Source organism: Colwellia sp. BRX8-4, assembly GCF_014077345.1.
Classification (GTDB): Bacteria; Pseudomonadota; Gammaproteobacteria; order Enterobacterales; family Alteromonadaceae; genus Colwellia_A.
This window is the reverse complement of the sequence record NZ_JACGVS010000034.1, coordinates 1-23,450: the sequence shown is the minus strand read 5'-3', so window position 1 is coordinate 23,450 and position 23,450 is coordinate 1. Positions and strand designations below refer to the sequence as shown.

Below are 23,450 nucleotides of genomic sequence, written 5' to 3'. Positions count from 1 at the left end.
ATTCGCGCTAAAAAACCGGGGCCCACTATTTTTTTGAGTGCGGCGGTACATGGCGACGAATTAAATGGTATTGAAATTATTCGACGCTTGATCCACGAAAAGAAACTTAAAATAACGCGAGGCACGGTCATTGCTGTTCCTATGGTTAATGTTTATGGCGTAGTCAATCAAAGTCGCTATATGCCTGACCGTCGTGATCTAAATCGCTGTTTTCCCGGCTCTGCGAAAGGCTCTTTAGCGGGACGCGTTGCTTATATATTTCTCAATGAAATCGTTAAGCATTGTGATTACGGTATCGATTTACATACCGGGGCAATTCATCGTTCAAACCTGCCACAAATTAGGGCGGATATGTCTGATCCCGATACTAAAGCCTTGGCGGAAGTGTTTGGCGTACCGGTAGTGTTGAATTCTACTTTAGTTGACGGCTCGTTAAGAGAATCAGCCGTTAAAAACGAAACGAAAATACTCTTATATGAAGCGGGTGAAGCGCTGCGTTTTGATGAGTTTTCAATTCGAGCGGGCATGAAAGGTATCTTAAATGTATTACAGCATTTAGGTATGACCAGAAAAGTTGTCCGCACCAAGAAGAAAAAACGTATGCCGTTTATTGCTAATGGCAGCCAATGGGTACGCGCTAACGCTAGTGGTATTGTTCATAATATTGTAAATTTGGGCGATCAGATCACTAAAGGTCAAGTATTGGCCGAAATTGGTAGTCCATACGGTGCAATATTTGATTCGGTTAAAGCAACACGCTCAGGCATTTTAATTGGTAAGCAAAACATACCTTTAGTTCAAGAAGGTGAAGCCATGTTTCATGTCGCTTATTTCAGTGAAGATGATGAAGAAATTGCAGGTCATATTGAAAATGTGCAAGAGCAGCTTTTACCTGAAAATGACGACAGTTAGAGAAGCGTATGAAAAAAGCGAATAAAGTTGTTATCGGGCGTTTAGAGTCAATAGCTTTGCCAGACTTAGCTATTGATGACTTACAAGTACGAGTTGATACCGGCGCAAAAACGTCGTCGTTACATGTTGATAATATTAAAAAATTAATTATTGATGGCGTACATAGTGTGACGTTTGATCTACACCCTGATATGCATAATGTGGATGCCATGCAGAAATGTACGGCGCCCATTAGCGATATGCGTAAAGTTAAATCGTCAAATGGCACTACAGAGCAACGCTACGTTATAGAAACACCCATCGTACTTGGCGAAGACAGGTGGTCAATTGAAATAACTTTAACAGATCGCTCTGATATGAGTTATTTAATGCTGTTAGGAAGAGAAGCACTGGGTAAACGCTTTCTTGTTGACCCATCAAAAGTCTTTTTAGGATCAAAATAAAAAGTCGTTAAATTAAGGGATTTTATGAACTTTACACAAATAAAAGAAATCTTATCTACTAAGGTTATTACTATTGCTGATCAACCGGTAACATTGGGTGGGTTACTGTTAATTCCGCTAATTATTTACCTTGGGTTGTTGCTCACTAAGTGGGGCGTAAGGTTTATAACCAAGCGTTTAACGACCAAAAAAACTGATCCAAATATTATACACTTATTGCAGCGTGTTTTTTATGTGATTGCGATAGTTATATTGTTGATCACCACCTTAGATTTGATTAATGTGCCGATCACCGCTTTTGCCTTTTTATCGGGTGCAATAGCTATTGGTTTTGGTTTTGGCGCGCAAAACATTATTAACAACTTTATCAGTGGTTGGATTTTAATGTGGGAACGACCTATTAAAATTGGTGACTTTTTAGAAGTTGAAAACGCCAAAGGTGTCGTAGAAGAAATTAACACCCGTTCAACCCGTATTAGACGTGTTGATGGTGTTCATCTGCTTATTCCTAACAGTAAACTACTTGAAAATACGGTAGTGAATTGGACGCTTCGAGACAGTTTAGTGAGAACAAGTGTTTCTGTTGGGGTTGCTTATGGTACTCGGGCTAGAAAAGTAGCGGATCTTATTTTAGAAGCGACACTGGCACAAAAAGAAGTATTGACCACGCCAATGCCCGTCGTTGTTTTTGAAGACTTTGGTGATAATTCATTAGTGTTTTATGTAAATTTTTGGATAAACTCAACTGGAGAAACGGCTTTAAGAGTGACTAGAAGTAATATTCGATTTCGATTAGAGGAATTGTTTGAAGAGAATAATATTGTTGTTGCTTTTCCGCAACGCGATGTGCACCTCGATGGCACGCTTACTTTATTGAATAACGATAAAAAATAATTTAATTTATCAAAATGCTAGCGTCTAAAAAGTCACTCAGTCAAGAAATTAATCGTGATTGAGTGACTTGATAATTAGTGATATTACATTAGTTTGATAAAGTTGACGAAACCATTTTTTGCTTAAACCACAATGTCATAAAATCAGCAGTTAACTTCTGCTCTATTTCTAATGCTATCTCTGTTGGGCAAAATATAGTAAAAAATATTTGCGTATCTCCAACCTCAGAAGTTGCTACTTGAATATGTGGCTCAGGGCCTGTGATGTTGACCTCTAAACGGTTTTCAATCAGTTGGTTATAGCGGATTGCAACTTCTTTAAAGTCACTACAATATAAACTTGCTCTAGTATACAACTCATCAATAAACTCGAAGGGATTAACACTGTCATCTCTGACAATGGTAAAATGATGCATTGCATATCGTTTTAAAAAGTTAAGGTTTTTAATAACCGAAGTAATTAGCTGGCTATTGGGTAGGTATAGCGTTTTACCTGTGTATTGATAATCATCTACATTTACCTCTAACAGTGTTAGTTTTGCCCAGTCTGTTGAATGCACTTCGCCGTAATGATTGCCAACTTGTACCCAGTCACCAATACGAAATGGTCGACTTGACAGGATATAAACAAAACCAATAAAACATTGAATAAACTCTCTGGTTGCTAAGACAATTGCTACAATAAAAGCAGCAATCGAAAAAGCAAATTTTTGAATTTCTTCAGACCAAATATTAAAAACCATCACGATTATTAATACCGTAAATATATTATTGACTACATTGATTTGTAATCTTTTATCTTGTTTTGATTTTCGTTTTATTCTTCTTACAATGAGATATTTAATCATATAAAAAATAGAAATAAACAATAGCGCAATAACAAATTTATTATTAGCGAGTACTGCTGAAAGTGCTTTGAAATTATTCGTATGATTAAGCCATTCCATTAGAACGATTGTACCTACCTTGATTTTTATAAAGAAGTGAGGCTTCTTTGATTAATACTTTTTAGATGTAACAGTGTACCTTCGACACCTAACTTACTGAAACTTGAATTTATTTCTTTTTGCTTTGCATCTAATAAACTAATGCCTTCAATGATGATATCAAAGAACTGCCAAGTGCCTTCTTTTGATATCAGTAACTTTACTACCGCTTTGTTGACTTTACTTTCACCGGTAATCGTTATGTTGACCATCGACATTTTACCACTTTTTGATAATGACCCTGTACCGATGGTCATTGACTCACCACTATATTTACTTAATAAGTTGGTATAAGTATTTATTAATTGATTTGATAGCTCAGTCACAAACTCAGTCCTAAGTTCGGCAGATAGTTTGGGCAAATTTTGATTAATAACTTTATAACTAAAATATTGAATATCTACCTCAGGCAGAAGATATTGGGTTAATACACTTCTGATATTGCTTTTAGTGAATTGATTGTTACTTTTTAAAATTAATAAAGCCGATTCTATTTGACCAAAAACTGCCTTAGTCTTCATCTCTGGGGTATCTGTTTTCGCTACCGCTAAATAGGAAATACAAAGACTTAATAACAAAAAAATGACAAGATATATATTTACGTTTTTTTTGTAAGATTTTTTCATTTATATTGTGGTTAGTTATATAATAATTATGCGGATTATAGACTTACGAGAGAAACAATCAAGCGTAATAAATCACAACCTTTAATCAAAATAAGTGATTAAACTTAGAATTATCAAATAATATAATCTCTTTGTAGGAAAGTTATGGTGAACATTGAACATTGAACATTGAATATGAGGCAGTGGCGGTTTTGTCGACCAATAAGATGGGCATTCATTAAGTAATATTATTAAAAAAGTAACAATAATTCATCATTGCTCTGGGCTATTAAAATAGAGACTGTTTACTCAGAGGCATTCACTGTATAATAATTTTTTAAGCAGGCTAGTTATACTGACTTGCTTCTCCTGTAAAATGATAGCCTGTTGGCATTATCAGATAATATTATAAGAGCTAAATAATTTAATGAAACCATATTCAGATATTGCCGAATTAATAGAAATGTTAGGATCGGAAATAACATTACTTACCAATACTATTGCTACTTTAAAGCAAGAACCACAAAGTTTTAATGAACAAATTATTTTTAAGTATATTGATACGGGTAGTACAGGTAAAACAAAAGATTTTGTAAGATCATTAGGCGTAAAAGCTGAGCGTGGCTCATTCTTTTCATCCGGTGATGTGAGTAAACTAATAAAAGATGGTGCTGAAGATGTTTCACCTGAATTACTTGATGTAGCTCGAAAAGTAGTCAATATGAAAAAGAAAGGTGGCGCGCACCGTTAATTATAAATACAGTCTATAATGTTAAATATAGTTTGTATTAATAAGATTCAAATCCTGACTTGTAATGGTGATAGCAAGTTAGGTTTATATTTTTCACCAATGATAAAGAGAGTGTTATGAGTAAAGGTATAGTTAAGTGGTTTAATGCGGATAAAGGTTTCGGATTTATTACTCCAGAAGACGGCAGTAAAGATTTGTTTGTTCATCATTCAGAAATCCAATCTGGCGGTGAATACGCTACATTGGCTGACGGCCAAGCTGTTGAGTTTGAAGTTGGACAAGGACAAAAAGGTCCATGTGCAAATAAAGTTGTTGCTATCTAAGCAATAATATATAACAAATGGGTAAGATGGGAGGGCTATGTTCACCCACTTACCTATGCGTTATAGATATTTTTCTACGCGTTATCCCCATGTGAAATGATACATCTACTCAGCCTTCTTTGATCTTTGCCACTACCAAGGGTTAAGTCATCCAGCCTCTATATTTAGTACTTAAAACTCATATATTAATAATAAGCGCCCTTAGCTGATTTTCCAGTATAACTTTGTGATATAACATCTGAGCATTTAAGTGAAAATAGCTTGAAATTTAACCTGTCTCTCAAACAATTAAGAGCAAAATAACAATGAATATAGACATACTATCAGCCTTAACTATTTTTGCCTTTGTGTCTTCAATAACACCAGGGCCAAATAACTTGATGTTAATGAATTCTGGTGCAAATTATGGTTTCAAAAAAACAACCCCTCACTTATTAGGAGTTGGTATTGGATTTACACTGATGATTGCTTTAGTTGGGCTCGGTGTTATTCAATTATTTGATCGTTTCCCGGTGAGTTATCAAATACTAAAAGTGGTCAGCATTGTTTATTTACTCTACTTAGCATTCAAAATAGCTAGCTCTACCAGTCATGTCGAACAACAAACGTCAAATCATAAACCTTTTAGCTTTATTCAAGCTGTTTTATTTCAATGGGTTAACCCTAAAGCTTGGACAATGGCGCTAACGTCAATAAGCCTTTATGCTCCATCTAAGAGTTTTACCTCGGTGTTGTTAGTGGCGATTGTCTTTGGGCTAATCAATTTACCCTGCATCAGTTCTTGGGTTGTTTTAGGGCAGAAAATACAAGTGTTATTAACTAACCAAAAACGCTTGAGAGTTTTTAATATTACCATGGCACTTTTATTGGTTATTTCATTGTATCCTGCGTTATAAAAACAGGAGGAGTAAGGAAGATCCGTTACTCCTTTTTTTTAGGATAAAGTGAAGCCACTGTTACTGATGAGTTTGCTAAAAAACAGCCTACTGTAGATTATAAATAGTGTGTTAAGCGAGTTTAGCAAGCTTACCTAACGGAGAATCTAGCGAGTCTGGGGGAATAGTAAACCACTGTGGGCCTTTATCGGTCATGTAAATACAGTCTTCAAGTCTTACACCAAATTCGCCAGGTATATAAATGCCAGGCTCATTAGAAAAACACATACCAGCCGTTAACTTTTCTTGTTCACCATGAACAAAATTAACGCTTTCATGACCTTCCATACCTATGCCATGACCAGTTCTGTGCGACAAACCTGGTAATTTATAATCAGGACCGAATCCTTGTGCTTGATAGTATTTTCGTACCGCATCGTCAACAGTACCCGCAGCATTACCTATTTGCGCTTGCTCAAAGGCTATTTTTTGGCCGGTACGTACCGTTTGCCAAACATCACGTTGACGCTTTGTTGGCTCACCCATCACAAAGGTTCGGCTAATGTCTGACTGATAACCATGGACATTACAGCCACAGTCCATTAATACAATAGAACCTTCTTTAATTAGATGCTTCTTTTTACTGCCATGAGGGAAAGCACTTGCTTGATCTATTAAGGCCATATTCCACGCGCCTTTTCCCCCTAACTTAGCTTGTGCATTACTCATCAAGCTTTTAACCTGTGCAGAAGTCATACCCACTTCTAACTTTGAATATACCTCGCTATAGGCTAATAGTGTTACCTCATTAGCTTTATGCATTAGTTGCAATTCATGGTGACTTTTAATAATGCGACAACCACGCGTAACGGGTTCTGCGCTGACATGTTGAAGAGTTGATAATAAACTCATTACACCGTGTTGAACAAAATAACGTACCGAGTTTTCAAAGCCAATCGTCCCTTTGGTAAGGCTAATCCCTCGGTCTGCTAGTATTTGTTTGATACGCTCGAACGGGCTTTCATGCTCTTGCCAAACACGAATGTCGCCATCAATAGCTAAACTTTCTTGAATACTAGGCTCTTCAAAAAAGGGACAAACTACCGCCACTTTACCTTGTTGAGGGATCACTAAAGCTGTTAAGCGTTCGCTGCGCCACCATTGAATACCAGAGAAATAATCCATGGCGGCACCGGGCTCAATAATAAGCGCAGAAATATTCATTTGCTGCATTAATTGCTGAGCTTTTATTATCCGAGCTTCACGCTCTGCAGAAGTAATGCCAGCAACATCTTTGGTGATGTCTTTTAGTACTTGGCTATTTGACTGACTTTCTTTCGTTGATGAGGCAAATGCTGAAGTTGATACGGATAACGCAGCAATGCTTGCACCACCCGCTTTTAAAAAAGATCTTTTATTCATGTTCATAACTATCTTCCTGAAATTTTATGGTGATCACGCTAACGGTTTTTGACTTACTCAACAAGGAATAGGCGCTAAAGTGTGCTTTATATCAGCTAGACTTAATGGAGAAATACTTTTACGCGCTAAATTACTTTTCTTTTGCTGATAGCTCATTGCGCTGTTGCGCTAAAACCTGCAACTGTTTTGATTGCTGATGAAGACTACAACGTACTAATATTTCACGGTCTTCTTCTCTAATATGATGATAAATAACTTTGTAGCTAGTGAGTTCATCGCTTGTAGTTGTTGCTGAAATTATTTCTCCACAACAGTAAATTGCACAATTATCATCAAGGAGAAATATTTTCAAGGTAATAAATTGGCCGGTATCAAAAAGATTTTTACTGGTAAAAATAACGCCGCCACCACCAAAATGAGTGCCTTGGTAACGTTGCATTTCGTTGTCTTGCTCGCTCAAAATATAACTAACCAGTAAGTCTATTTTTTTAGCTTGATGATGTAAATAATCAACTAATTGTCCCGCAACGCTACCAAGGGTTTGCAGTGGGCGCAATGCAGCTTGGTCAAGGGTGACTATTTCAGAGGCCATTTTAAACGGCATCGGCATGGTGTTCATAAAACATTGATAACTTGGCGCTGTATCGGTTTCAATGATAGTTGCATTGACATTGAAAGGATAACTAATAGAAAAAAACTGGTCAAACTGAGCGGTTTTATTGTTATTGTCTTCAGACATGCCTAACCCTTATTATAATTTTTGTTGGTGAATAAAAACCTTGACGACACATTCACACATTTCATCAATATGGCTGGTATCAAGGTAAATTCCATCAATGAGTAAACGCACAATACCGTGCAATGTACCCCAAGTTACCTGTGCTAAACGTAAGCTATTTTCGTCTTCAATCAATAAGCCTTGTTGCTGCCAAGTTTTGGTCATTTCTAGTTGGTAATTAAAACTAGGATAAGCGATATCACGCAAAGCTTGATCGCTATTGTTTTTTTTCCAAATTGTTTTACCAAACATTAATTCGTAAATTGAAGCATTTTCGGTAGCAAATGTTATGTACTGATGAACAAACTGACGAAATTTTTCTTCTCCTGAAAGCTCTTTATCGTCAAATATAGCATTAGAAATACTTGTCCATTGAATAAACCCCAGTGCAGCTATCGCACAAAGTAAATCATTTTTATTTTTGAAGTGGTGATAGGTTGCTGTACGAGAAACACCAATACGCTCAGCAAGTTTACGTAATGACAGTCCTTCAATTCCTGCCTCTTCAATCATCTCGGCGCCCGTTTCAACGAGAGAACTGCGTAAGTCGCCATGGTGATATGCTGTCTTTTTGTTAACTGGTTTCATTAGCGTACTTTATTACAACGTTTTACGAGAAGGTAAGGCAACATTTGAAAAAACAAGGCCAGCGACAAGTGACATAAAAATTAGGAAGGCTTCGGAACCAATATTATTAGTATTTAACATATTCACTCCAGATACCGCACTGTTTAAGCCGATATAAACTTTACTTCCAGGCACCAGCACGACTAAACCTAATAGCTTAACAATGCTTGAAGGTAATCTCATAATGCGTGAGAATAAATTCGCATACATGCCTAAAACAAAGGCACCAACGAAAGCGCCAAGCGCTGGGCCTAAGTAAGCGGCACCAATAATGCTAGCACCAAAAGCAACATAGCCAGAAATAATTCCCCATGGAGCGTCTTTTTTACGAACGCGAAATAATATAACTAAGCTTATAGATAAAGTGGTCACTGCCGCCCATGCTGTCCAAACAGGCATACTAGCGGGGGTAACATATAATACTTCGCCCCAAAATAACTTCCCCAACGCCATGCCTAATACCGCGCCAAAATAAAGCTTAAATAGCATCATTACCGCGTCCATAATACGCGCAGTACCCGACATCAGATGTCGAGCGGCCAATTCAGCTAAGCCTAGCGTTAATGCTAAGCCGGGTATAAAAGCAATGATGGCTGAAAGAATAACCAAGGGCATATTAATACTTGGGTCAATTAGCGTAATGGCCGAGGCCAGTAGGGCGGTGGTAATGGCTGCAATCGGTTCTAATGTTTCGGTAACTCGGCGTGAGTATTCGGCCCAAAAGGTAAATAAGCAAACAACAAAGCCTAATAATACCGACCAAAATACATCGTTCCAGCTGGTGTGCATTAGCATCGAAAAAGCACCACTTGAAGCACCAAACGCTAAAAAGGTAAGAAAACGACCGTAAGGGTTGGGTTTATTGGCGATATCATCAAGTCGTTCAATGGCCTCAGATAACGTGCGTTGACCCGAACTTAATTCATCAACTAATTCATCTGTTCGTGCCAGTGAACCTAAATCAAGATCACCTGGCTTTACTCGAATAACATGATTATATTGTTGGTTCTCTTCATCTTCAGATAAGACAAAAGTCAGAGCCGTTGGTGTGATGATAAAACATGCTTTTAATTCGAGAAATGTCGAAACATCTTGAAGATGTGCTTCAAGACGATAAGCAGGCGTGCCAAACTTATGCAAAGCTTTGCCTAATCTTATAATAAAGCGTCGCTTCTCAGCAAAGTTATCAGGTGCAGTCATATTGTTGTTTACATATTTTTGCTTGTTATCTTGCTATGGTAATTGAATAATTAGCTAATGCAATGTGCAATTGGTTTAGAGATTAATAATAGGAGAAATAATGACTTTAATCATGATTTTATTAGCTGTTTTTGCCGGTATTGCTTTAATGGTTATTTTAGGCGAGCGTTTTGGCAAACCTATGGGTGAAGAAGAGCAAGCTAAGTATTCAAAAATCATTCCTATTTTGGTGTTTATTTTACTCATTGGTAGTTTAATTAAGATGTTTATTTAATTGATACCAATTTGCTTAACTTAGCTGATTTTTATCTAGCCTTTAATTGTAATTTATTACACTAGCGGTTTGATTTGTATTATCGATGATTTAAAATTATAGAATAATAATTCTTTAAAGGACTTTAATGTTAACTATCCCACAGATTAACTTAAAAAATAAAGTGTCAGCACAAGAGTGGCAAACACGCATCGATTTAGCGGCTTGTTATCGTCTTATCGCTATGCATGGCTGGGATGATTTAATTTATACTCATATCTCAGCACGCATACCTGATTCTGAGCATTTACTCATTAATGCTTTCGGTTTAGCTTTTGATGAAATTACCGCATCGAATCTGGTTAAAATAGATATAGCAGGTAATATTATTGACCCAGCATGTCCTTTTGAAATTAACCCTGCAGGTTTTACTATTCATAGCGCTGTCCATGAAGCTCGCCATGACGCGCAATGTGTCTTGCATTTACACACTAATGAAACCATTGCGGTGGCAAGTTTACAAGACGGTTTGTTGCCGTTAAGTCAATACGCTATGTTCGCACTGGCTTCTCTTAGCTACCATGATTATGAAGGTTTAGCGGTAAATGCTGACGAAAAACTTCGCTTACAAAATAACTTGGGCTCGGCAAACTTTATGCTATTAAGAAACCATGGTGGTTTAACTTTAGGTGAAACCATTGGCGATGCTTTTATGCATATGTATGATTTAACACGTGCTTGTCAAGTACAACTACAAGTAATGGCAACCGGTATGGCAACCATTTTAGTCGATCAAAGCATTGTTGATGGTATAAAAGCGCAAGCAAATATCGTTCATACGGGCAGTACCGGCGGTCAAAAGGCTTGGCCGGCGATGGTCAGGAAAGTCTATCGCGCTGATCCTAGCTTTGCGACCTAATAATAAAGTTGTCTTTACACCTCGTTATGCCGCTATTGAAATAAGTTCTCTGCGACAAACACTCACATATTTAGAGAAGATAAAATGAAAGTCACTCACGTAGAAATTTTTGATATTGAATGTCCAGCTCGCGCCGGTTGGAACCCTGTTTTTATTCGTGTTCATACCGATGAAGGTATCTCGGGGGTTGGTGAAGCAGGTCTCGCTTACGATTGGGGGCATAGTGCTGCAGCGGCGATGATTAAAGAAATTACCGAAGCAGTTTTAATTGGTTTTGACCCTTTTAGAACCGAATTGTTATGGTCTCGAATGCTGCGCGAAAGTTTCTGGGGATTAGGTGGTGGGCCGGTGCTTTATTCTGCAATGAGTGCTATTGATACCGCACTTTGGGATATTAAAGGTAAGGCATTAGGTGTGCCTGTCTATCAACTGCTTGGCGGCAAAGTTAATGATAAATTACGTACCTACGCTAGCCAATTACAGTTTGATTGGGACGTTGAAGTTAAGAAGTTATTTTTACCAGAAGAATATGCTGAAGCTGCATTAAAAGCGGTAGCTGAAGGCTACGACGCGGTAAAAGTAGATCCTATTGTTTATAATGCCGATGGCACATCATCGTTCGATCGCACTAAATTATTTACCAAGCCGCAGATGCGTTTATTTGGAGACCGATTACGCGCTATTCGTGATGCCGTCGGTGAAGATGTTGATATTATTTTCGAATCACATTCATTAATGGGCGCTGCTTCTGCGATTCAAATGGGCGAAATTGTTGAAGAAGTTGGCTGTATGATGTACGAAGAGCCGGTTAATTATTTAAACGCGAAAGTGCATAAAAAAGTGGCTGAACGGGTTAATGTCCCCATTGCCGGTGGTGAACGTTTATATCATCGTTGGGATGTACGCCAATATTTTGAAGATCAAAGTATTGATGTGCTTCAGCCCGATGTGGGTTTATGTGGTGGTTTTACCGAGTCTAAAAAAGTCTGTGACTATGCTGATGTCTACGATATTCGTATTCAAGCCCATGTTTGTGGCGGCCCAGTAGCAACAGCAGCGTCTTTGCATTTAGAAACGGCAATTCCTAACTTTTTAATCCATGAGCATCATACTTATGCGACTAAGCATTGGAATCGTGAATTGTGTTTGCAAGACCCACAACCGATAAATGGCTTTTTCCAAGTGACAGAAGTACCAGGTTTAGGTATTGAATTAAATGACGAAGTCGTGAAACGCTCACCGCATGTTACGGTTAATTCATTAAAGTAATCAGCTTCAATGTCTGAAGGTAAAAAGGATGGCTAATCGCCATCCTTTTTTATCACGCGTTAGATATAATCAACGGGTAGTGCGGTCGTATATTTAATTTCTTCCATGGCAAAGCTTGAGCTAATATCGGCAAAGCTGGCTTGGCCGATGAGTTTTTTATAAAAAGCATCGTAGGCTTTCATATCAGAAACAACGACACGTAGTAAATAGTCTACTTCGCCACTCATTCGATAAAACTCGGTAATTTCTGGAAACTCTTTTGAATTGATACTGAAATCATCAAGCCAATCAGAATTATGCTGGTTGGTTTTAATCATCACAAAAACGGTTAAGCCAACATTTAACTTTTCAGGATCGGCCAAGGCAACCCGCCCTTTTATAACACCATTTTTCTCCATAGTTTGAATACGTCGCCAGCATGGGGTTGTTGAAAGCCCCACTTGAGCGGCAACCTCACTGACTGGCTGCGTACAGTCATTTTGTAAGATTTTAAGAATTTTTCTGTCGAAGTTATCCATTAATTCACCATAAAAGTGCGAGGTAATGAAATAGTATTTTATCTAAGGTCTTATGGGTAGATTTTTCTTCTTGATTTATAGCTTAAATAGGGATTTTGTAGATGCGCAAGGCATTTTTATAACATAATAATTCAAGCTCATTTGTTGATAATGGTTGGTTTTCGAAATGGGTTATCCAGTTTTTTTGATAACTACTTTTAAATAAACACAAAGGAAAATTACTGGCTAGCATGGTTTTATCTAAACCAAAGGTAGCTAAACAATGTTTGATGACATGCTGTTGCCACGGGGCACTATATTGGCGATTAACCATTTCAAACCCCGAGCATTTAATGGCAACATTTTCATAACCACTTAGTGCTTGTATGCCACTTTGCCAATTTTTCCATTGTTTACTGTCAATATCTTCGGGTGGCCAACCTGCATGATTAATGACTAATTTTAATGTCGGCAGTTCATTGATAACCGCTATTAATTGCTCGGTCGCTACCACATCAGTTAACGCCATTTGGCATTCAAAAATCAACTGCTGCTGGGAAAGTCGGGCTAAGTTTTCCTTAACGTGCGGATTTGATAAATATGCGCAGGCATTTTCATCTAGAATGTCACGAACACCGACTACGGACTCAAATTTATCAAGCTTATCTAGTATTTGTTGAAACTCGCTTGTTGGTAAAAGTAAATTAACGCCAGCAATAGCTCTAAAGGGTAGGGAACAGCTATCTTCTAACCAAGCAATTTCTCGCCAAGGCTGTTGATTATCAAATCCGGCTTCGATGTGAACAAAACCGGCAAGTTGCAGAGGAACAGATAAAGCTAAGTCCTTTTCTGTGAAACTTTGTCTAATGGTTTTTTTATCTGACCAGTAAGGTGGACTATCAGTTTTTAACCACTGATAGTGGCCTTGTTCAAGGTTAAATAAATGCAAGTGAGGATCAATTATTTTCATATTACCCTATGTTCATTAACGCCTGAACTGAAATGTATCATTGAAAACATCCTGCTGAATTTTCCTTCAGAGAAGTTGCCACTTAGTTGTTATTACCAACAAACAAAAGGGTATCGCAATTTCTAGTATTCTCTTTTAACTGTCGTTAAACGCTAGCTGTTGTTATACCTACCAAGTGAATTATTGCGCAGTATAACCACCATCAATCACTTGTAAACTACCAGTGATAAACTTAGCTTTATCTGATGCTAAAAAATAAACTAACTCCGCGACTTCTTCGGGTTGACCTAAACGACCTAACGGCTGTAAAGCCGCTTCTTCAGCGTGAACCTCTGCTTTGTTAGCGCCAGAGCGTTGACAATAATTATCAATCGCTTGATGATACAAAGGGGTCTCTATTGTGCCGGGGCACACAGCATTGGCACGAATGTTAAAGCTAGCGTAATCAAGCGCGGTGGTTTTTGCTATCGAAGCGAGCGCTACTTTACTAATGTTATAGGCAAATGAATTTTGCTTGGCAATTAATGCTTGGTCAGATGCCATTAAGATAATAGCGCCATTTTTATTGGCTTTCATATGGGGGAGTACCGCTTTTATCGCGGCATACGCGCCCTTAACATTAATGTTAAGGACTTTATCTAAATCAGCGGCTGAGGTGTTCTCAATATTTCCTGAAAAGTGAATGCCAGCATTCGAGACTAAAACATCAATAGTCGCTGTTTTAGCTATATTACTGATAATACTTTGTACTTGCTCAACATTACTGATGTCACAGTTAATATCAGCACCGCGCAGTGTGGCAAGGTTGCTTGGTTGTAAGTCTAAATTAAAAACCTGATAGCCTTTATCCGTAAATAATTGCACTATGCTTAGACCAATACCTGAACTTCCACCGGTAACAATACATGTTTTTTTCATAACCTCTCCTGTTCTTTAGTGCTGCACTACTCGTTACTGTGTTTTGGCTGCAGCCATTTCAACTAAAGCGGCGGTGTACATTTTTAAATTTAAAACGAACTGTTTCATGGTAATAAATTCATGCTCAGAATGGCCGGTATAATTAGCATTTGGCATTGATGGCCCAAAGCTTACTGCATTTGGAAATAAGCGTGAATTTGTGCCGCCACCGATAGCAATAGGCTTAGCGTCCTTTATACCGGTAAAGTGTGAAAATACAGCCAGTAATGTGTCAATATGTGGTGCATCGTTTTGAATAAAAGGGTCACCAATATAATGTTCAAGCTCGGTAATGTCAGCCATATTTGTTAGCTTCCAAGTCGCGATGACGTGATTAATTTCTTCCGTTAGCTGTTGCGCTGATTTACCACGCGGACGACGAATATTAATATTCAATTCAATATTATTTTTCAATTGCTTAATAACCGTGGGTGAAACCGTCATAGGTCCCATAAAGTCATCACTGTAGGCTATGTTACCAAACTTTTTCCCTTCTAAACCTAAACCAATATTGTCATTAATAAAGTTAACTAATGTACCTGCACCATTGCTAGGCCAGCGAGTTTGCGATAATAAACCCGCTAAAAATGGAATGGCATTTAGGCCTTCTTCTGGCTTCGATGAGTGAGCTGATTTTCCTAGTGCTGTAATCGTTAAGGTGCTTCCTTTTAATTCTAAATCAAAACTAACACCTTGGTATTCTCTTGCCTTATCCATCAGTTGTTGCAGTAAACTAAGGTCAGCATTTTCAATCACCACTTTAGCATCTTCAGGTATTTGACTACCAAAAAAACCTCCACTAAATTCACTGAGGTAAGCATCTAAACCGGTATATTTATTTTTATTAAAGGCTATTTTTATTGTTCCGTAGCCTTTTTCAGCGGTGACAACAGGGTATTCAGCGTCAATGGTAATATTGATTTGTGGCAATGTATGGGTCTTAATATAAGCTTCTAATGGACCCCAGTCTGATTCCTCTGCCATGTAAACATACAATTCAATACGCTTGTCGAGCGTTATATTTTTGTCTTTAATGGCTTTCATTGCAAAGAGCGCGGTTGATATTGGCCCTTTATCATCTTCGGTACCGCGAGCGATAAGTTTGCCGGGCTCTGAAGTTGTATCAAGTTCAAACGGAGATTTTTGCCATTTTTTGGGGTTTACTGGTTGTACGTCACCGTGGGTAATTATTCCTAAGCGCTCTGTGCTTTCGCCTAAGCCAATAACAACAACATAACCGTCGTCGGTATAATCAAAGCCTAAATCTTCAGCTTGTTTTTTTAACTCGGCTTTAAAAGCTATATGTTCAGGGTTGTCATTAGCCGAAACACCATCAATTGCTAAGGTATTGTATTTTACTAACTCGGCTAAGCTAGCAACCATAGATTTTTGATAGGTTTGCACGGCGTAATCGGCGGTTAACTTTGCTGTCGAGCTGACCTCTGCTGAAAATACCGGTAAAGTGATAAAGGTGAATAAGGCGAGTGAAGCTATTTTATTGAACACAGACTTTCCTTTTTTAATGGCGATAACTCATTTGTTATATTGTATCGATAAAGTGATTTACTAAACAGAGACAAACTTTAAAAAGTTTACCAGAAGTGTTTAATTATCTTTTAATCTCTTACTTAGAGCTAATTTTTGATATTAGTTCAACCTTGTTGTTTATTTATATGGCATTGCAGATCAGGTGTTTAAATATCTTGGTACTGGTATGCTATGGAAAAAATTAATGAAGAAAATAAGGAAGTAAAATGTCTGAGATAACGATACGTGAAGCAAGCATAGATGATGCCGAGCTTTTATTCACTTTTATTAAAGAACTCGCTATTTATGAAAAAGCTGAACATGAAGTGTACGCAACAGTTGAAACCATAAAAGGCAGTATGTTTAGTACAAATACACAAGTACACGGCTTAATTTGTGAACTCGATGGTGTGGCTATTGGTATGGCGATTTATTTTTATAATTATTCAACGTGGTTAGCAAAGTCAGGTTTATACCTTGAAGATTTATATGTAACGCCAGAGCATAGAGGGAAAGGAGCGGGTTTAAAATTATTAAAAAACATGGCAAAAACCGCTATTGATAATGATTGTGCACGTTTTGAATGGAGCTGTTTAGATTGGAATAAGCCCTCACGTGACTTTTATCAAGCGATAGGTGCTGTGTCTCAAGATGAATGGGTAGGTTACCGTATGACTGGCAAAACGTTGGTTGATTTTGCCCAATCATAACGGATTAAATTATACAGAGTTTGGAGTAATGTCTACTTACTCCAAACGCTAATGATTAAGACGAGTAATCTTGTAAATCATGAAGCTCTTGGCGTAATCGTTTTCTATCTTTATACGTTTCAATTTCTCGCCACTTTCTTTTTCGTGAGCGCGATTCTTTTTGATCCGTGAGTAAACCGTCGAAAAGGCTAAATATTTCATCATATTCATCAAAGTTATTATGTTCCATGAGTATCCCTTGTTGAGCTTTATTTAGTTAACGTGAGGCACTTTACAAGTTGAATATGACTTTTTTCTTACTAAATTGTGACAATTAAAATACCTTTAGCTTTATCGATGTTGAGCAAAAAAATAAAGCTTGGCTATACTTGTTTTTATAGTGTTTTTTTAAAGAGTTAGCGATGAAAAAAAGTAGTGATATAGAAATAATTTCTCAAGCAGAATTAGACAACCTATTACGTATTAATGAGTTTATAGAGCAAGTCGATGAGAATTCGTTAGTCAGTGAACTAAAACTCGCCATATTAGACTCGGGTAAATTAGAATTAACGCAATGGGAAAGCTTGCGGGATCATATTCGAGAAATAGAGGAGCTTATTCCTCATATCGACTTGATTATTAAACTCAAGAAAGAACGCCCATCTAATTGATTTTAAAAACTTAATGTCAATTGATATTTAACAAGTAAGAAAGTGAATCAAAACCGACTATTGGTAAATAATCGGTTTTTTTAATTTTATCTTCAACCAGTATATCGATGAACTCTTATCGATATACTATGGTAACCACCGCGAATGACTAGCGTTGTGCTTACAAAGTATATTGTGCGAGCTATAAATATGTTTTCAAAAAGTGTCGTTGTTTTATTTTTAATGGCTCTTGGTCTGCTCTTTATGATGCAAGAAATAGCGTTATGGGTGCTAGTGAGTTACTTGAGCTTAAGTTTACTAACATTTGTACTTTATGGCATCGACAAAAGAAATGCGATAAAAGAGCGATGGCGCATCTCAGAAAAAACACTACAGGTCTTTGCGCTACTTGGCGGATGGCCAGGAGCGCTATTAGCTCAACAAGCTTTTCGACATAAAACTCAAAAAAGGCCTTTTATATTTGTGCTCTGGCTCGCTATTTTTATTAATGTTGTGGCTTTGGGGTATTCTCAGTATCCGGGGTTGTAAAAAGAGTAGCACAAGTAAGACTTGTGCTACTCTTTACGCTGTTTAAGTTATAAATATCAATTAATTATAATGCTTTAAAACGAATCGCAGCACCACCACTTGTCGCCAAGGGTAAGACTAATTGGTCGTTAGCGGTGACTTGCCTGTTTTCAATGATCATTTCATAGGGATTGTTAATCCACTCTGCGTTTTTACCATCGCGATAAATTTGTGCTTGATAGCGCTTATTCTTATCAAGAAAATTTAACGGCAATGTTAACGTACGTGCTTGCTCATCGGTTAATGCGCCAACAAACCAATCATCTCCCCCCCTTTCTTGACGAGCAAAAGCAACATATTCACCGACCTCACCAGCAATCGCTATACTCTCATGCCAATCGGTTGGTACATCTTTAATAAATTGAAATGCGGCTAAATTTTCTTGATAGTTTTTAGGTAAATCAGCCGCCATTTGAATAGGGCTATAAAGCACCACGTATAATGCTAATTGTTTTGCTAGCGTAGTTTGTGGACGATTACTTTTATCACCCAAACCATTAAAACTCATATCGAAGATGCCTGGTGTAAAATCCATTGGTCCAGCTAACATGCGAGTAAAGGGTAAAATGGTGGTGTGCTCAGGCGGGTTTGGTGGTGTGCCCCAAGCATTAAATTCTTGGCCGCGAGCACCTTCTCTTGAAATCCAGTTGGGGTAGGTTCTGCGCAAACCGGTATCCTTAATCGGTTCATGGGTGTTAATACTAATTTTATGTTTCGCTGCTTCAGTAATACTGTGTAAATACTCACTCACCATGAACTGACCGTCATGCCATTCTTTGTGAACTATGCCTTTTTCATCAATGCGTTTAATATCGCCACCGTCAGCAACATAACCTGTTTTTACTTGTCTTACGCCGTACTTTTCATAAAGTGCATAAGCATCACTCATTTGATTACGATAATTAGTCACATTACCTGAGGTTTCATGGTGGCCAATTAATTGAACCCCTTTCTTTTCACCGTAAGCTGATACGGCAGCAATATCAAAATCATCATAAGCTTTACTGAAATTAAACACGTCGCCGTTGAAAAACCAGTCGCCATCCCAGCCTAGGTTCCAGCCTTCAACCAAAACCCCAGAAAAACCATGCTCAGCGGCAAAGTCGATATAACGCATGGTTTCACTGGTGGTTGCACCGTGTTTGTCGCCACTGCCCCAGGTGTTGGCGTTAATGTGCATTCCCCACCAAATCCCCAAATATTTAGCCGGTTCAACCCAAGATACATCACCTAATTTATTTGGCTCATTAAGGTTTAATATCAGGTCAGAATTGAGTAAGCCAACCGCATCTTTACTGACTTGAATAGTACGCCATGGACTTTTGAAATTGGTTTTTGTTTTAACTAAAATGCCGTCTGACCAAGGTGTTAAATCGGCTTTTAAGACACCAGGACGCTTTTGGTTAATCGTCATAGCAGCATAATCAACTAATGCTGCTTCATGAATACTAAGGTGAATGCCCGAGTCTAGTTTAAAAGTAAAAGGTGTATGAGCGCGATCAACCGAAGCTAGCTTGGTGGTATTATAAATGTATTCATAACGATTCCAGCCACGTGCTGGAATCCACCATGCGGTCGCTTTATCCGCGTCATTTACAACAAATTCGGTGAATTCATTAATGATTTCAACGTGATCAATATCTTGTTGTTTTGGCACTTCGTAACGAAAACCAATGCCGTCATTAAACAATCGAAAACGTACCTTGAATTCTTTAGTGTGTTTTTTATTATTTCTTGAAAAAGTCACTAATAATTCATTGTGTTCATCAGTCACATTTTTACGTTCACCCCAAGGTAATTGCCATACCTCTTTGGCTGATTGGGTTTCACTCGATGAAATAGTAAAACCGTCACTAAAAGCGATAGTATCTTTGAATGCTAGGCCTAAGCGGGAGGGTTTTATAATGCTTTCACCTAAAAAGCTCATTTCGTAATTAGGTTTTCCTTGGTCACTAACACTGAGAATTATTTTTCCGTCGGGTGACGCTAACTTAAGGGTTTGTGCAAATAAACTGTGAGATAAAATCAGTAAAGCAAGGCTGAGTATAATTTTTTTCATGGATATTCCTGATGTTTTTTTATTACATCAAGCATAAAGGACTGACACCAATTTACAGCTAAGCTACATACGTATTCATAAGTTTATCGCTAATTAATCACTCATTAGTGTAGAAGCCAAATAAAGATCGAAACAAAAAAACCAAGCAAGCCGACTTATACCGTTGAGCAAAAATGGACTTTTCTGAATAAAGATAGAAAAAATGTGGCAGTAAGTTTTATTTATTAAAAAAGTACCCGAAACACTACAAATAAAGTTGGAACCTGACGTCTCGCATAAGTGAACCTTAATAATCATTCGAAACACATCATGAAATAACTGTGTTAACGTGTTCTGCGAGCGCATTGCGGAATAAGAGCAGTCAAAATTTCAAACGTCAACTTTCAGATCTTAAAGCTAACATAAATTTTAATTCTATGGCTATAAGGGGCGTTTTCGCCATAGAACTAATACTCTATTTCATCTGAATTTTAGAAAAGGTGAGTGACTGCAATGTAGATTTTACGACTTTCTGGTTTGATTACAACTTAGAAAGATACATTGGTTTCTCAAGTTTTAGCTGTGTGCAACTTAATCGAATTGGTTCAACTAGGCAACACTTTCAGCCGTTAGGTTTTTTAACCAAAGCTTCGTTCTCATTCTGAAAACAAACATAAATGCTTTAGTTATTTCTTCAGAGTAAGAGATAAGAACTACCCAATATAGTGGTAACTTAAAGTAAAATGCCGCCGCCAAAGTTAATGGAATGCTTAAAATCCACATGCCTGATATATCAATTAACATGCAATATTTGTTATCACCACCTGCGCGTAATATCCCCATAGACATAGTTAAGTTAAATACTTTCAAGCAAGTGCCAAAGGTGATCAATACAAAAACATCATGGGACAATGCCATTGTTTCTGGAGACAAATTGGTATAAGGCATAAAGACTAAAGACTCACATTGAAGTAAAATTAAGGCTAATAAAAAGGTAACAATTGGCGCACTAATGGCGTAATGTTTTGCTAAAACCCATGCCGTTATAAATTCGTTTCTACCTAAGCGCTGCCCAACTAAAATAGCGCAAGCAGAAGCAAAACCAAAAAAGAATGAAACCAATAATCCTTCCATTGGCGCTAATAGACTCATTACAGCAAGTTCTTGTGTTCCAATACGTCCATATATCAGTTGATATACAAAAGTGCCTAATGACCACACGCCAAAACTTAGCATCATAGGCCAAACTAAGGTGAGTAATTTAGTCCACTCTTGTTTGTTATAAAAACTAACACAAAAGAACGTTGTTGGAAAAATACTGTGCTTAACCTTTGCTAAGTAGACCAGTATTAATAAAGCATGAAGTGCTCGCGCAATTAGTGTTGCTAGCGCAGCGCCAATGACACCCATTGGTTCTATACCTAAGCCACCTTTGATTAACCAATAGTTTAAAAGAATATTGGTAATAATAGCTATGGTACTAATTAACATGGGGAAGACTACTTGCCCAAGACCCCTTAACGCGTTTTCAAATATCATCACAATGACAACAAAAATTAAGCTAGGCATGGTCAGCCAAAGGTAGTTTGTTCCTGCTTTTATAACGCTGGGATCTGTTGTGGCAATACCCATGATATTGTCAGAAAACAAGAAAGTAATGAGTAATATAGGCAGTAAAATCCCTGCTGCAATAACAAGCGTTTTAACAATGACTTGTCTAATCACACCAACTTGACCCGCGCCAAAGTGTTGCGCAGATAAAGTACCAACACCTGAAGCGAGTCCCGCTAAAATGATTAAAAAAACAAATTGAATTCGGTTACCCAGCCCAACAGAAGCAACGGCCGTATCGCCTAAATGCCCAACCATCATTATGTCACTCATGCCTAGCATGGTGACCAATATGCTTTGTAAAGAGATAGGCCAAGCTAATTTAATGCTTTGCTTTAATGATGAAGGTTCGATGTTACGCATTGGTTTTAGTCATTAGGGGTTACTATAATATGCATAGAATTATAAAATATAGTGATAAAAAAAACATAAGTGAAATTGTCATGTATCATGTTTAAAACTATCATTTTGGTAATTCTATGTGGCAAGATATTTTAAATATTCATCCTGATTGTATTGAGGATTTTATTAATTTTGATAAATTACCAGGGCAAGCTGATAGTTTCATAGCCTTTGCGGGGTTGTCGTATTTACAAACTGAATATCAAATAGGCAAAACAGGTAAAGGAGAAGTTTGTTTAGGTAATGAAAACAGCAATAGGCATGTTCATTACTTAATTTCTACTCATGCAGGGGAGGGAAAGGTCAAGTTTGGTAACAACGAATATTTAGTTAAACCCGGCAGTGTGCTTTTACTGCCAGCAGGAACCCCTTTTTTGTATGAACTTTCGGGGAAGTACTGGGATATGTGTTGGCTATTACTGCATGACTGTTCTGAATATAAGTTTGTTCATCAACATCAACCTTCCGTTTATTCCAGTGCGAATGCAGAGAAACTTTATCAAACGATGTCACTTATTAGAGAATTCAAACACGGTGAGAGTATGTATCAATCAGATATTGTATTGCGCTTAGTCGAAGTTTTAATTTATCAAATTGCGCAAACACTGAACATGGGGCAGCAACTAACAAAGCAACAACAAAAATTTCACTCTCTAATACGTCGTGTAAATAAGCAATTGCAACTGCCGTGGACTGTTAAGCAATTAGCTGCAGAAATGCATATGTCTGAGCCGCACTTCTTTCGTTTATGTAAGAAAGAAATGGGGATGACACCAATCAAACTATTAACTCACACTCGCCTAGAATACGCTTGCTACTTACTTCGTTATACACAATATAATCTTGATCAAATAGCTGACACCGTAGGCTATGGCGATAGTGCAAGCTTTGCTCACCGTTTTAAGAAAGACTATGGTTTAAGCCCCGGTCGCTGGCGTAAAGAACAGAAAAATACTTTTCAACATAATGCCATTGAAAATGATGAGCAAAGATAATATTTAGGTCTGAAATTACTATGCCACCCATAATAATTCTAGCAATAATAATGCTCTGAAACACGCTATCCATTGGTCAACAACAAGGCATTTATTTCATCTTGTAAGCCTTTGCATATCGATTTTTATAGATGTTGACTAAATCAGTGAATTTCAGGCAAGCTTTACTTCTCCCCCAAGGTAGCTGTATTTTTCTTGCTGTCTTAGTATGTAGTTATGTTTACGCGCTATTCAAACAAGCTTGGGCATTTGCTTTACCGTGTGCGCGCT

Annotated in this window: 26 protein-coding genes; 13 read left to right on the top strand and 13 right to left on the bottom strand. The window is 37.6% G+C overall.

The annotated features are described in order from the left end of the window. The 3 genes from H4J56_RS18425 to H4J56_RS18415 all read left to right on the top strand — a co-directional run. Window positions 1–912: succinylglutamate desuccinylase/aspartoacylase family protein (locus H4J56_RS18425; protein WP_182222971.1), on the top strand; the 912-nt coding region annotated here is incomplete at its 5' end. Window positions 913–920: 8 nt separating this feature from the next. After that, window positions 921–1,355 carry a RimK/LysX family protein gene (locus H4J56_RS18420; protein ID WP_182218225.1) on the top strand — a complete coding sequence of 145 codons (435 nt, stop codon included), beginning with the start codon at window positions 921–923 and terminating at the stop codon, window positions 1,353–1,355. Window positions 1,356–1,379: 24 nt separating this feature from the next. After that, a complete protein-coding gene (locus H4J56_RS18415; RefSeq protein ID WP_182218223.1) occupies window positions 1,380–2,249 on the top strand; it encodes a mechanosensitive ion channel family protein in 870 nt (289 codons plus the stop codon). A gap of 88 nt (window positions 2,250–2,337) precedes the next feature. On the opposite strand, the gene H4J56_RS18410 is transcribed toward H4J56_RS18415, so the two are convergent. After that, window positions 2,338–3,195, bottom strand: a complete 858-nt coding sequence (locus H4J56_RS18410; RefSeq protein WP_182231000.1) for a mechanosensitive ion channel family protein — start codon at window positions 3,193–3,195, stop codon at window positions 2,338–2,340. Window positions 3,196–3,221: 26 nt separating this feature from the next. Further along, window positions 3,222–3,812, bottom strand: coding sequence for a phospholipid-binding protein MlaC (locus H4J56_RS18405; RefSeq protein WP_182222968.1), 591 nt, complete (start codon window positions 3,810–3,812; stop codon window positions 3,222–3,224). A gap of 454 nt (window positions 3,813–4,266) precedes the next feature. On the opposite strand from H4J56_RS18405, the gene H4J56_RS18400 reads away from it, so the two are divergent. The 3 genes from H4J56_RS18400 to H4J56_RS18390 all read left to right on the top strand — a co-directional run bounded on the left by H4J56_RS18400 (window position 4,267) and on the right by H4J56_RS18390 (window position 5,809). After that, a complete protein-coding gene (locus tag H4J56_RS18400) occupies window positions 4,267–4,590 on the top strand; it encodes a hypothetical protein (protein ID WP_182259746.1) in 324 nt (107 codons plus the stop codon). A gap of 116 nt (window positions 4,591–4,706) precedes the next feature. Then, on the top strand, window positions 4,707–4,913 hold the full coding sequence (locus tag H4J56_RS18395) for a cold-shock protein (protein WP_070374424.1): 207 nt from the start codon (window positions 4,707–4,709) through the stop codon (window positions 4,911–4,913). Between the two features lie 305 nt (window positions 4,914–5,218). Next, on the top strand, window positions 5,219–5,809 hold the full coding sequence (locus H4J56_RS18390; RefSeq protein ID WP_182218216.1) for a LysE family translocator: 591 nt from the start codon (window positions 5,219–5,221) through the stop codon (window positions 5,807–5,809). A gap of 111 nt (window positions 5,810–5,920) precedes the next feature. On the opposite strand, the gene H4J56_RS18385 is transcribed toward H4J56_RS18390, so the two are convergent. The 4 genes from H4J56_RS18385 to H4J56_RS18370 all read right to left on the bottom strand — a co-directional run bounded on the left by H4J56_RS18385 (window position 5,921) and on the right by H4J56_RS18370 (window position 9,815). After that, a complete protein-coding gene (locus tag H4J56_RS18385; RefSeq protein ID WP_182259745.1) occupies window positions 5,921–7,216 on the bottom strand; it encodes a Xaa-Pro peptidase family protein in 1,296 nt (431 codons plus the stop codon). 124 nt (window positions 7,217–7,340) lie between these two features. Next, window positions 7,341–7,949 carry a PilZ domain-containing protein gene (locus H4J56_RS18380; RefSeq protein WP_070374421.1) on the bottom strand — a complete coding sequence of 203 codons (609 nt, stop codon included), beginning with the start codon at window positions 7,947–7,949 and terminating at the stop codon, window positions 7,341–7,343. 12 nt (window positions 7,950–7,961) lie between these two features. Further along, complete coding sequence (locus tag H4J56_RS18375) at window positions 7,962–8,576, bottom strand: TetR/AcrR family transcriptional regulator (protein WP_182218213.1); 615 nt, start codon at window positions 8,574–8,576, stop codon at window positions 7,962–7,964. A gap of 12 nt (window positions 8,577–8,588) precedes the next feature. Continuing rightward, window positions 8,589–9,815 (bottom strand): threonine/serine exporter ThrE family protein, encoded by a 1,227-nt coding sequence (locus tag H4J56_RS18370; protein WP_070374419.1) that lies wholly within the window; start codon window positions 9,813–9,815, stop codon window positions 8,589–8,591. 100 nt (window positions 9,816–9,915) lie between these two features. Between H4J56_RS18370 and H4J56_RS18365 the strand changes: the two genes are divergently transcribed. From H4J56_RS18365 to H4J56_RS18355, 3 genes are all read left to right on the top strand, one after another. Next, complete coding sequence (locus tag H4J56_RS18365; RefSeq protein ID WP_182170842.1) at window positions 9,916–10,089, top strand: hypothetical protein; 174 nt, start codon at window positions 9,916–9,918, stop codon at window positions 10,087–10,089. Between the two features lie 127 nt (window positions 10,090–10,216). Next, entirely contained in the window at window positions 10,217–10,987 is a 771-nt protein-coding gene (locus H4J56_RS18360; protein ID WP_182259744.1) for a class II aldolase/adducin family protein, read from the top strand. A gap of 84 nt (window positions 10,988–11,071) precedes the next feature. Then, entirely contained in the window at window positions 11,072–12,256 is a 1,185-nt protein-coding gene (locus H4J56_RS18355; protein WP_182243858.1) for a mandelate racemase/muconate lactonizing enzyme family protein, read from the top strand. A gap of 59 nt (window positions 12,257–12,315) precedes the next feature. Here the strand turns inward: H4J56_RS18355 and H4J56_RS18350 are convergent, their stop codons facing one another. The 4 genes from H4J56_RS18350 to H4J56_RS18335 form a co-directional block, all read right to left on the bottom strand. Next, window positions 12,316–12,774, bottom strand: a complete 459-nt coding sequence (locus H4J56_RS18350; protein WP_182243857.1) for an Lrp/AsnC family transcriptional regulator — start codon at window positions 12,772–12,774, stop codon at window positions 12,316–12,318. Window positions 12,775–12,856: 82 nt separating this feature from the next. After that, window positions 12,857–13,723 (bottom strand): amidohydrolase, encoded by an 867-nt coding sequence (locus H4J56_RS18345; RefSeq protein WP_182259743.1) that lies wholly within the window; start codon window positions 13,721–13,723, stop codon window positions 12,857–12,859. A gap of 180 nt (window positions 13,724–13,903) precedes the next feature. After that, entirely contained in the window at window positions 13,904–14,641 is a 738-nt protein-coding gene (locus H4J56_RS18340; protein WP_182218206.1) for an SDR family NAD(P)-dependent oxidoreductase, read from the bottom strand. A 33-nt stretch (window positions 14,642–14,674) separates the two neighbouring features. Next, on the bottom strand, window positions 14,675–16,186 hold the full coding sequence (locus H4J56_RS18335; protein WP_182243854.1) for a dipeptidase: 1,512 nt from the start codon (window positions 16,184–16,186) through the stop codon (window positions 14,675–14,677). Window positions 16,187–16,434: 248 nt separating this feature from the next. Between H4J56_RS18335 and H4J56_RS18330 the strand changes: the two genes are divergently transcribed. Further along, the gene (locus tag H4J56_RS18330) at window positions 16,435–16,917 is read left to right on the top strand and encodes a GNAT family N-acetyltransferase (RefSeq protein ID WP_070374412.1); all 483 of its coding nucleotides are present in this window, start codon (window positions 16,435–16,437) and stop codon (window positions 16,915–16,917) included. A gap of 55 nt (window positions 16,918–16,972) precedes the next feature. On the opposite strand, the gene H4J56_RS18325 is transcribed toward H4J56_RS18330, so the two are convergent. After that, a complete protein-coding gene (locus H4J56_RS18325; RefSeq protein WP_157470826.1) occupies window positions 16,973–17,146 on the bottom strand; it encodes a DUF3545 family protein in 174 nt (57 codons plus the stop codon). A 172-nt stretch (window positions 17,147–17,318) separates the two neighbouring features. On the opposite strand from H4J56_RS18325, the gene H4J56_RS18320 reads away from it, so the two are divergent. Both H4J56_RS18320 and H4J56_RS18315 read left to right on the top strand, forming a co-directional pair. Further along, window positions 17,319–17,567 (top strand): hypothetical protein, encoded by a 249-nt coding sequence (locus H4J56_RS18320; protein WP_182259742.1) that lies wholly within the window; start codon window positions 17,319–17,321, stop codon window positions 17,565–17,567. 189 nt (window positions 17,568–17,756) lie between these two features. After that, on the top strand, window positions 17,757–18,095 hold the full coding sequence (locus tag H4J56_RS18315) for a DUF1294 domain-containing protein (RefSeq protein ID WP_182218198.1): 339 nt from the start codon (window positions 17,757–17,759) through the stop codon (window positions 18,093–18,095). Window positions 18,096–18,159: 64 nt separating this feature from the next. On the opposite strand, the gene H4J56_RS18310 is transcribed toward H4J56_RS18315, so the two are convergent. Continuing rightward, the gene (locus H4J56_RS18310; RefSeq protein ID WP_182259741.1) at window positions 18,160–20,193 is read right to left on the bottom strand and encodes a glycoside hydrolase family 97 protein; all 2,034 of its coding nucleotides are present in this window, start codon (window positions 20,191–20,193) and stop codon (window positions 18,160–18,162) included. 588 nt (window positions 20,194–20,781) lie between these two features. Further along, on the bottom strand, window positions 20,782–22,146 hold the full coding sequence (locus H4J56_RS18305; protein ID WP_182259740.1) for an MATE family efflux transporter: 1,365 nt from the start codon (window positions 22,144–22,146) through the stop codon (window positions 20,782–20,784). A 116-nt stretch (window positions 22,147–22,262) separates the two neighbouring features. Between H4J56_RS18305 and H4J56_RS18300 the strand changes: the two genes are divergently transcribed. After that, window positions 22,263–23,180 (top strand): AraC family transcriptional regulator, encoded by a 918-nt coding sequence (locus H4J56_RS18300; protein WP_182259739.1) that lies wholly within the window; start codon window positions 22,263–22,265, stop codon window positions 23,178–23,180. Window positions 23,181–23,450 lie beyond the last annotated feature (270 nt).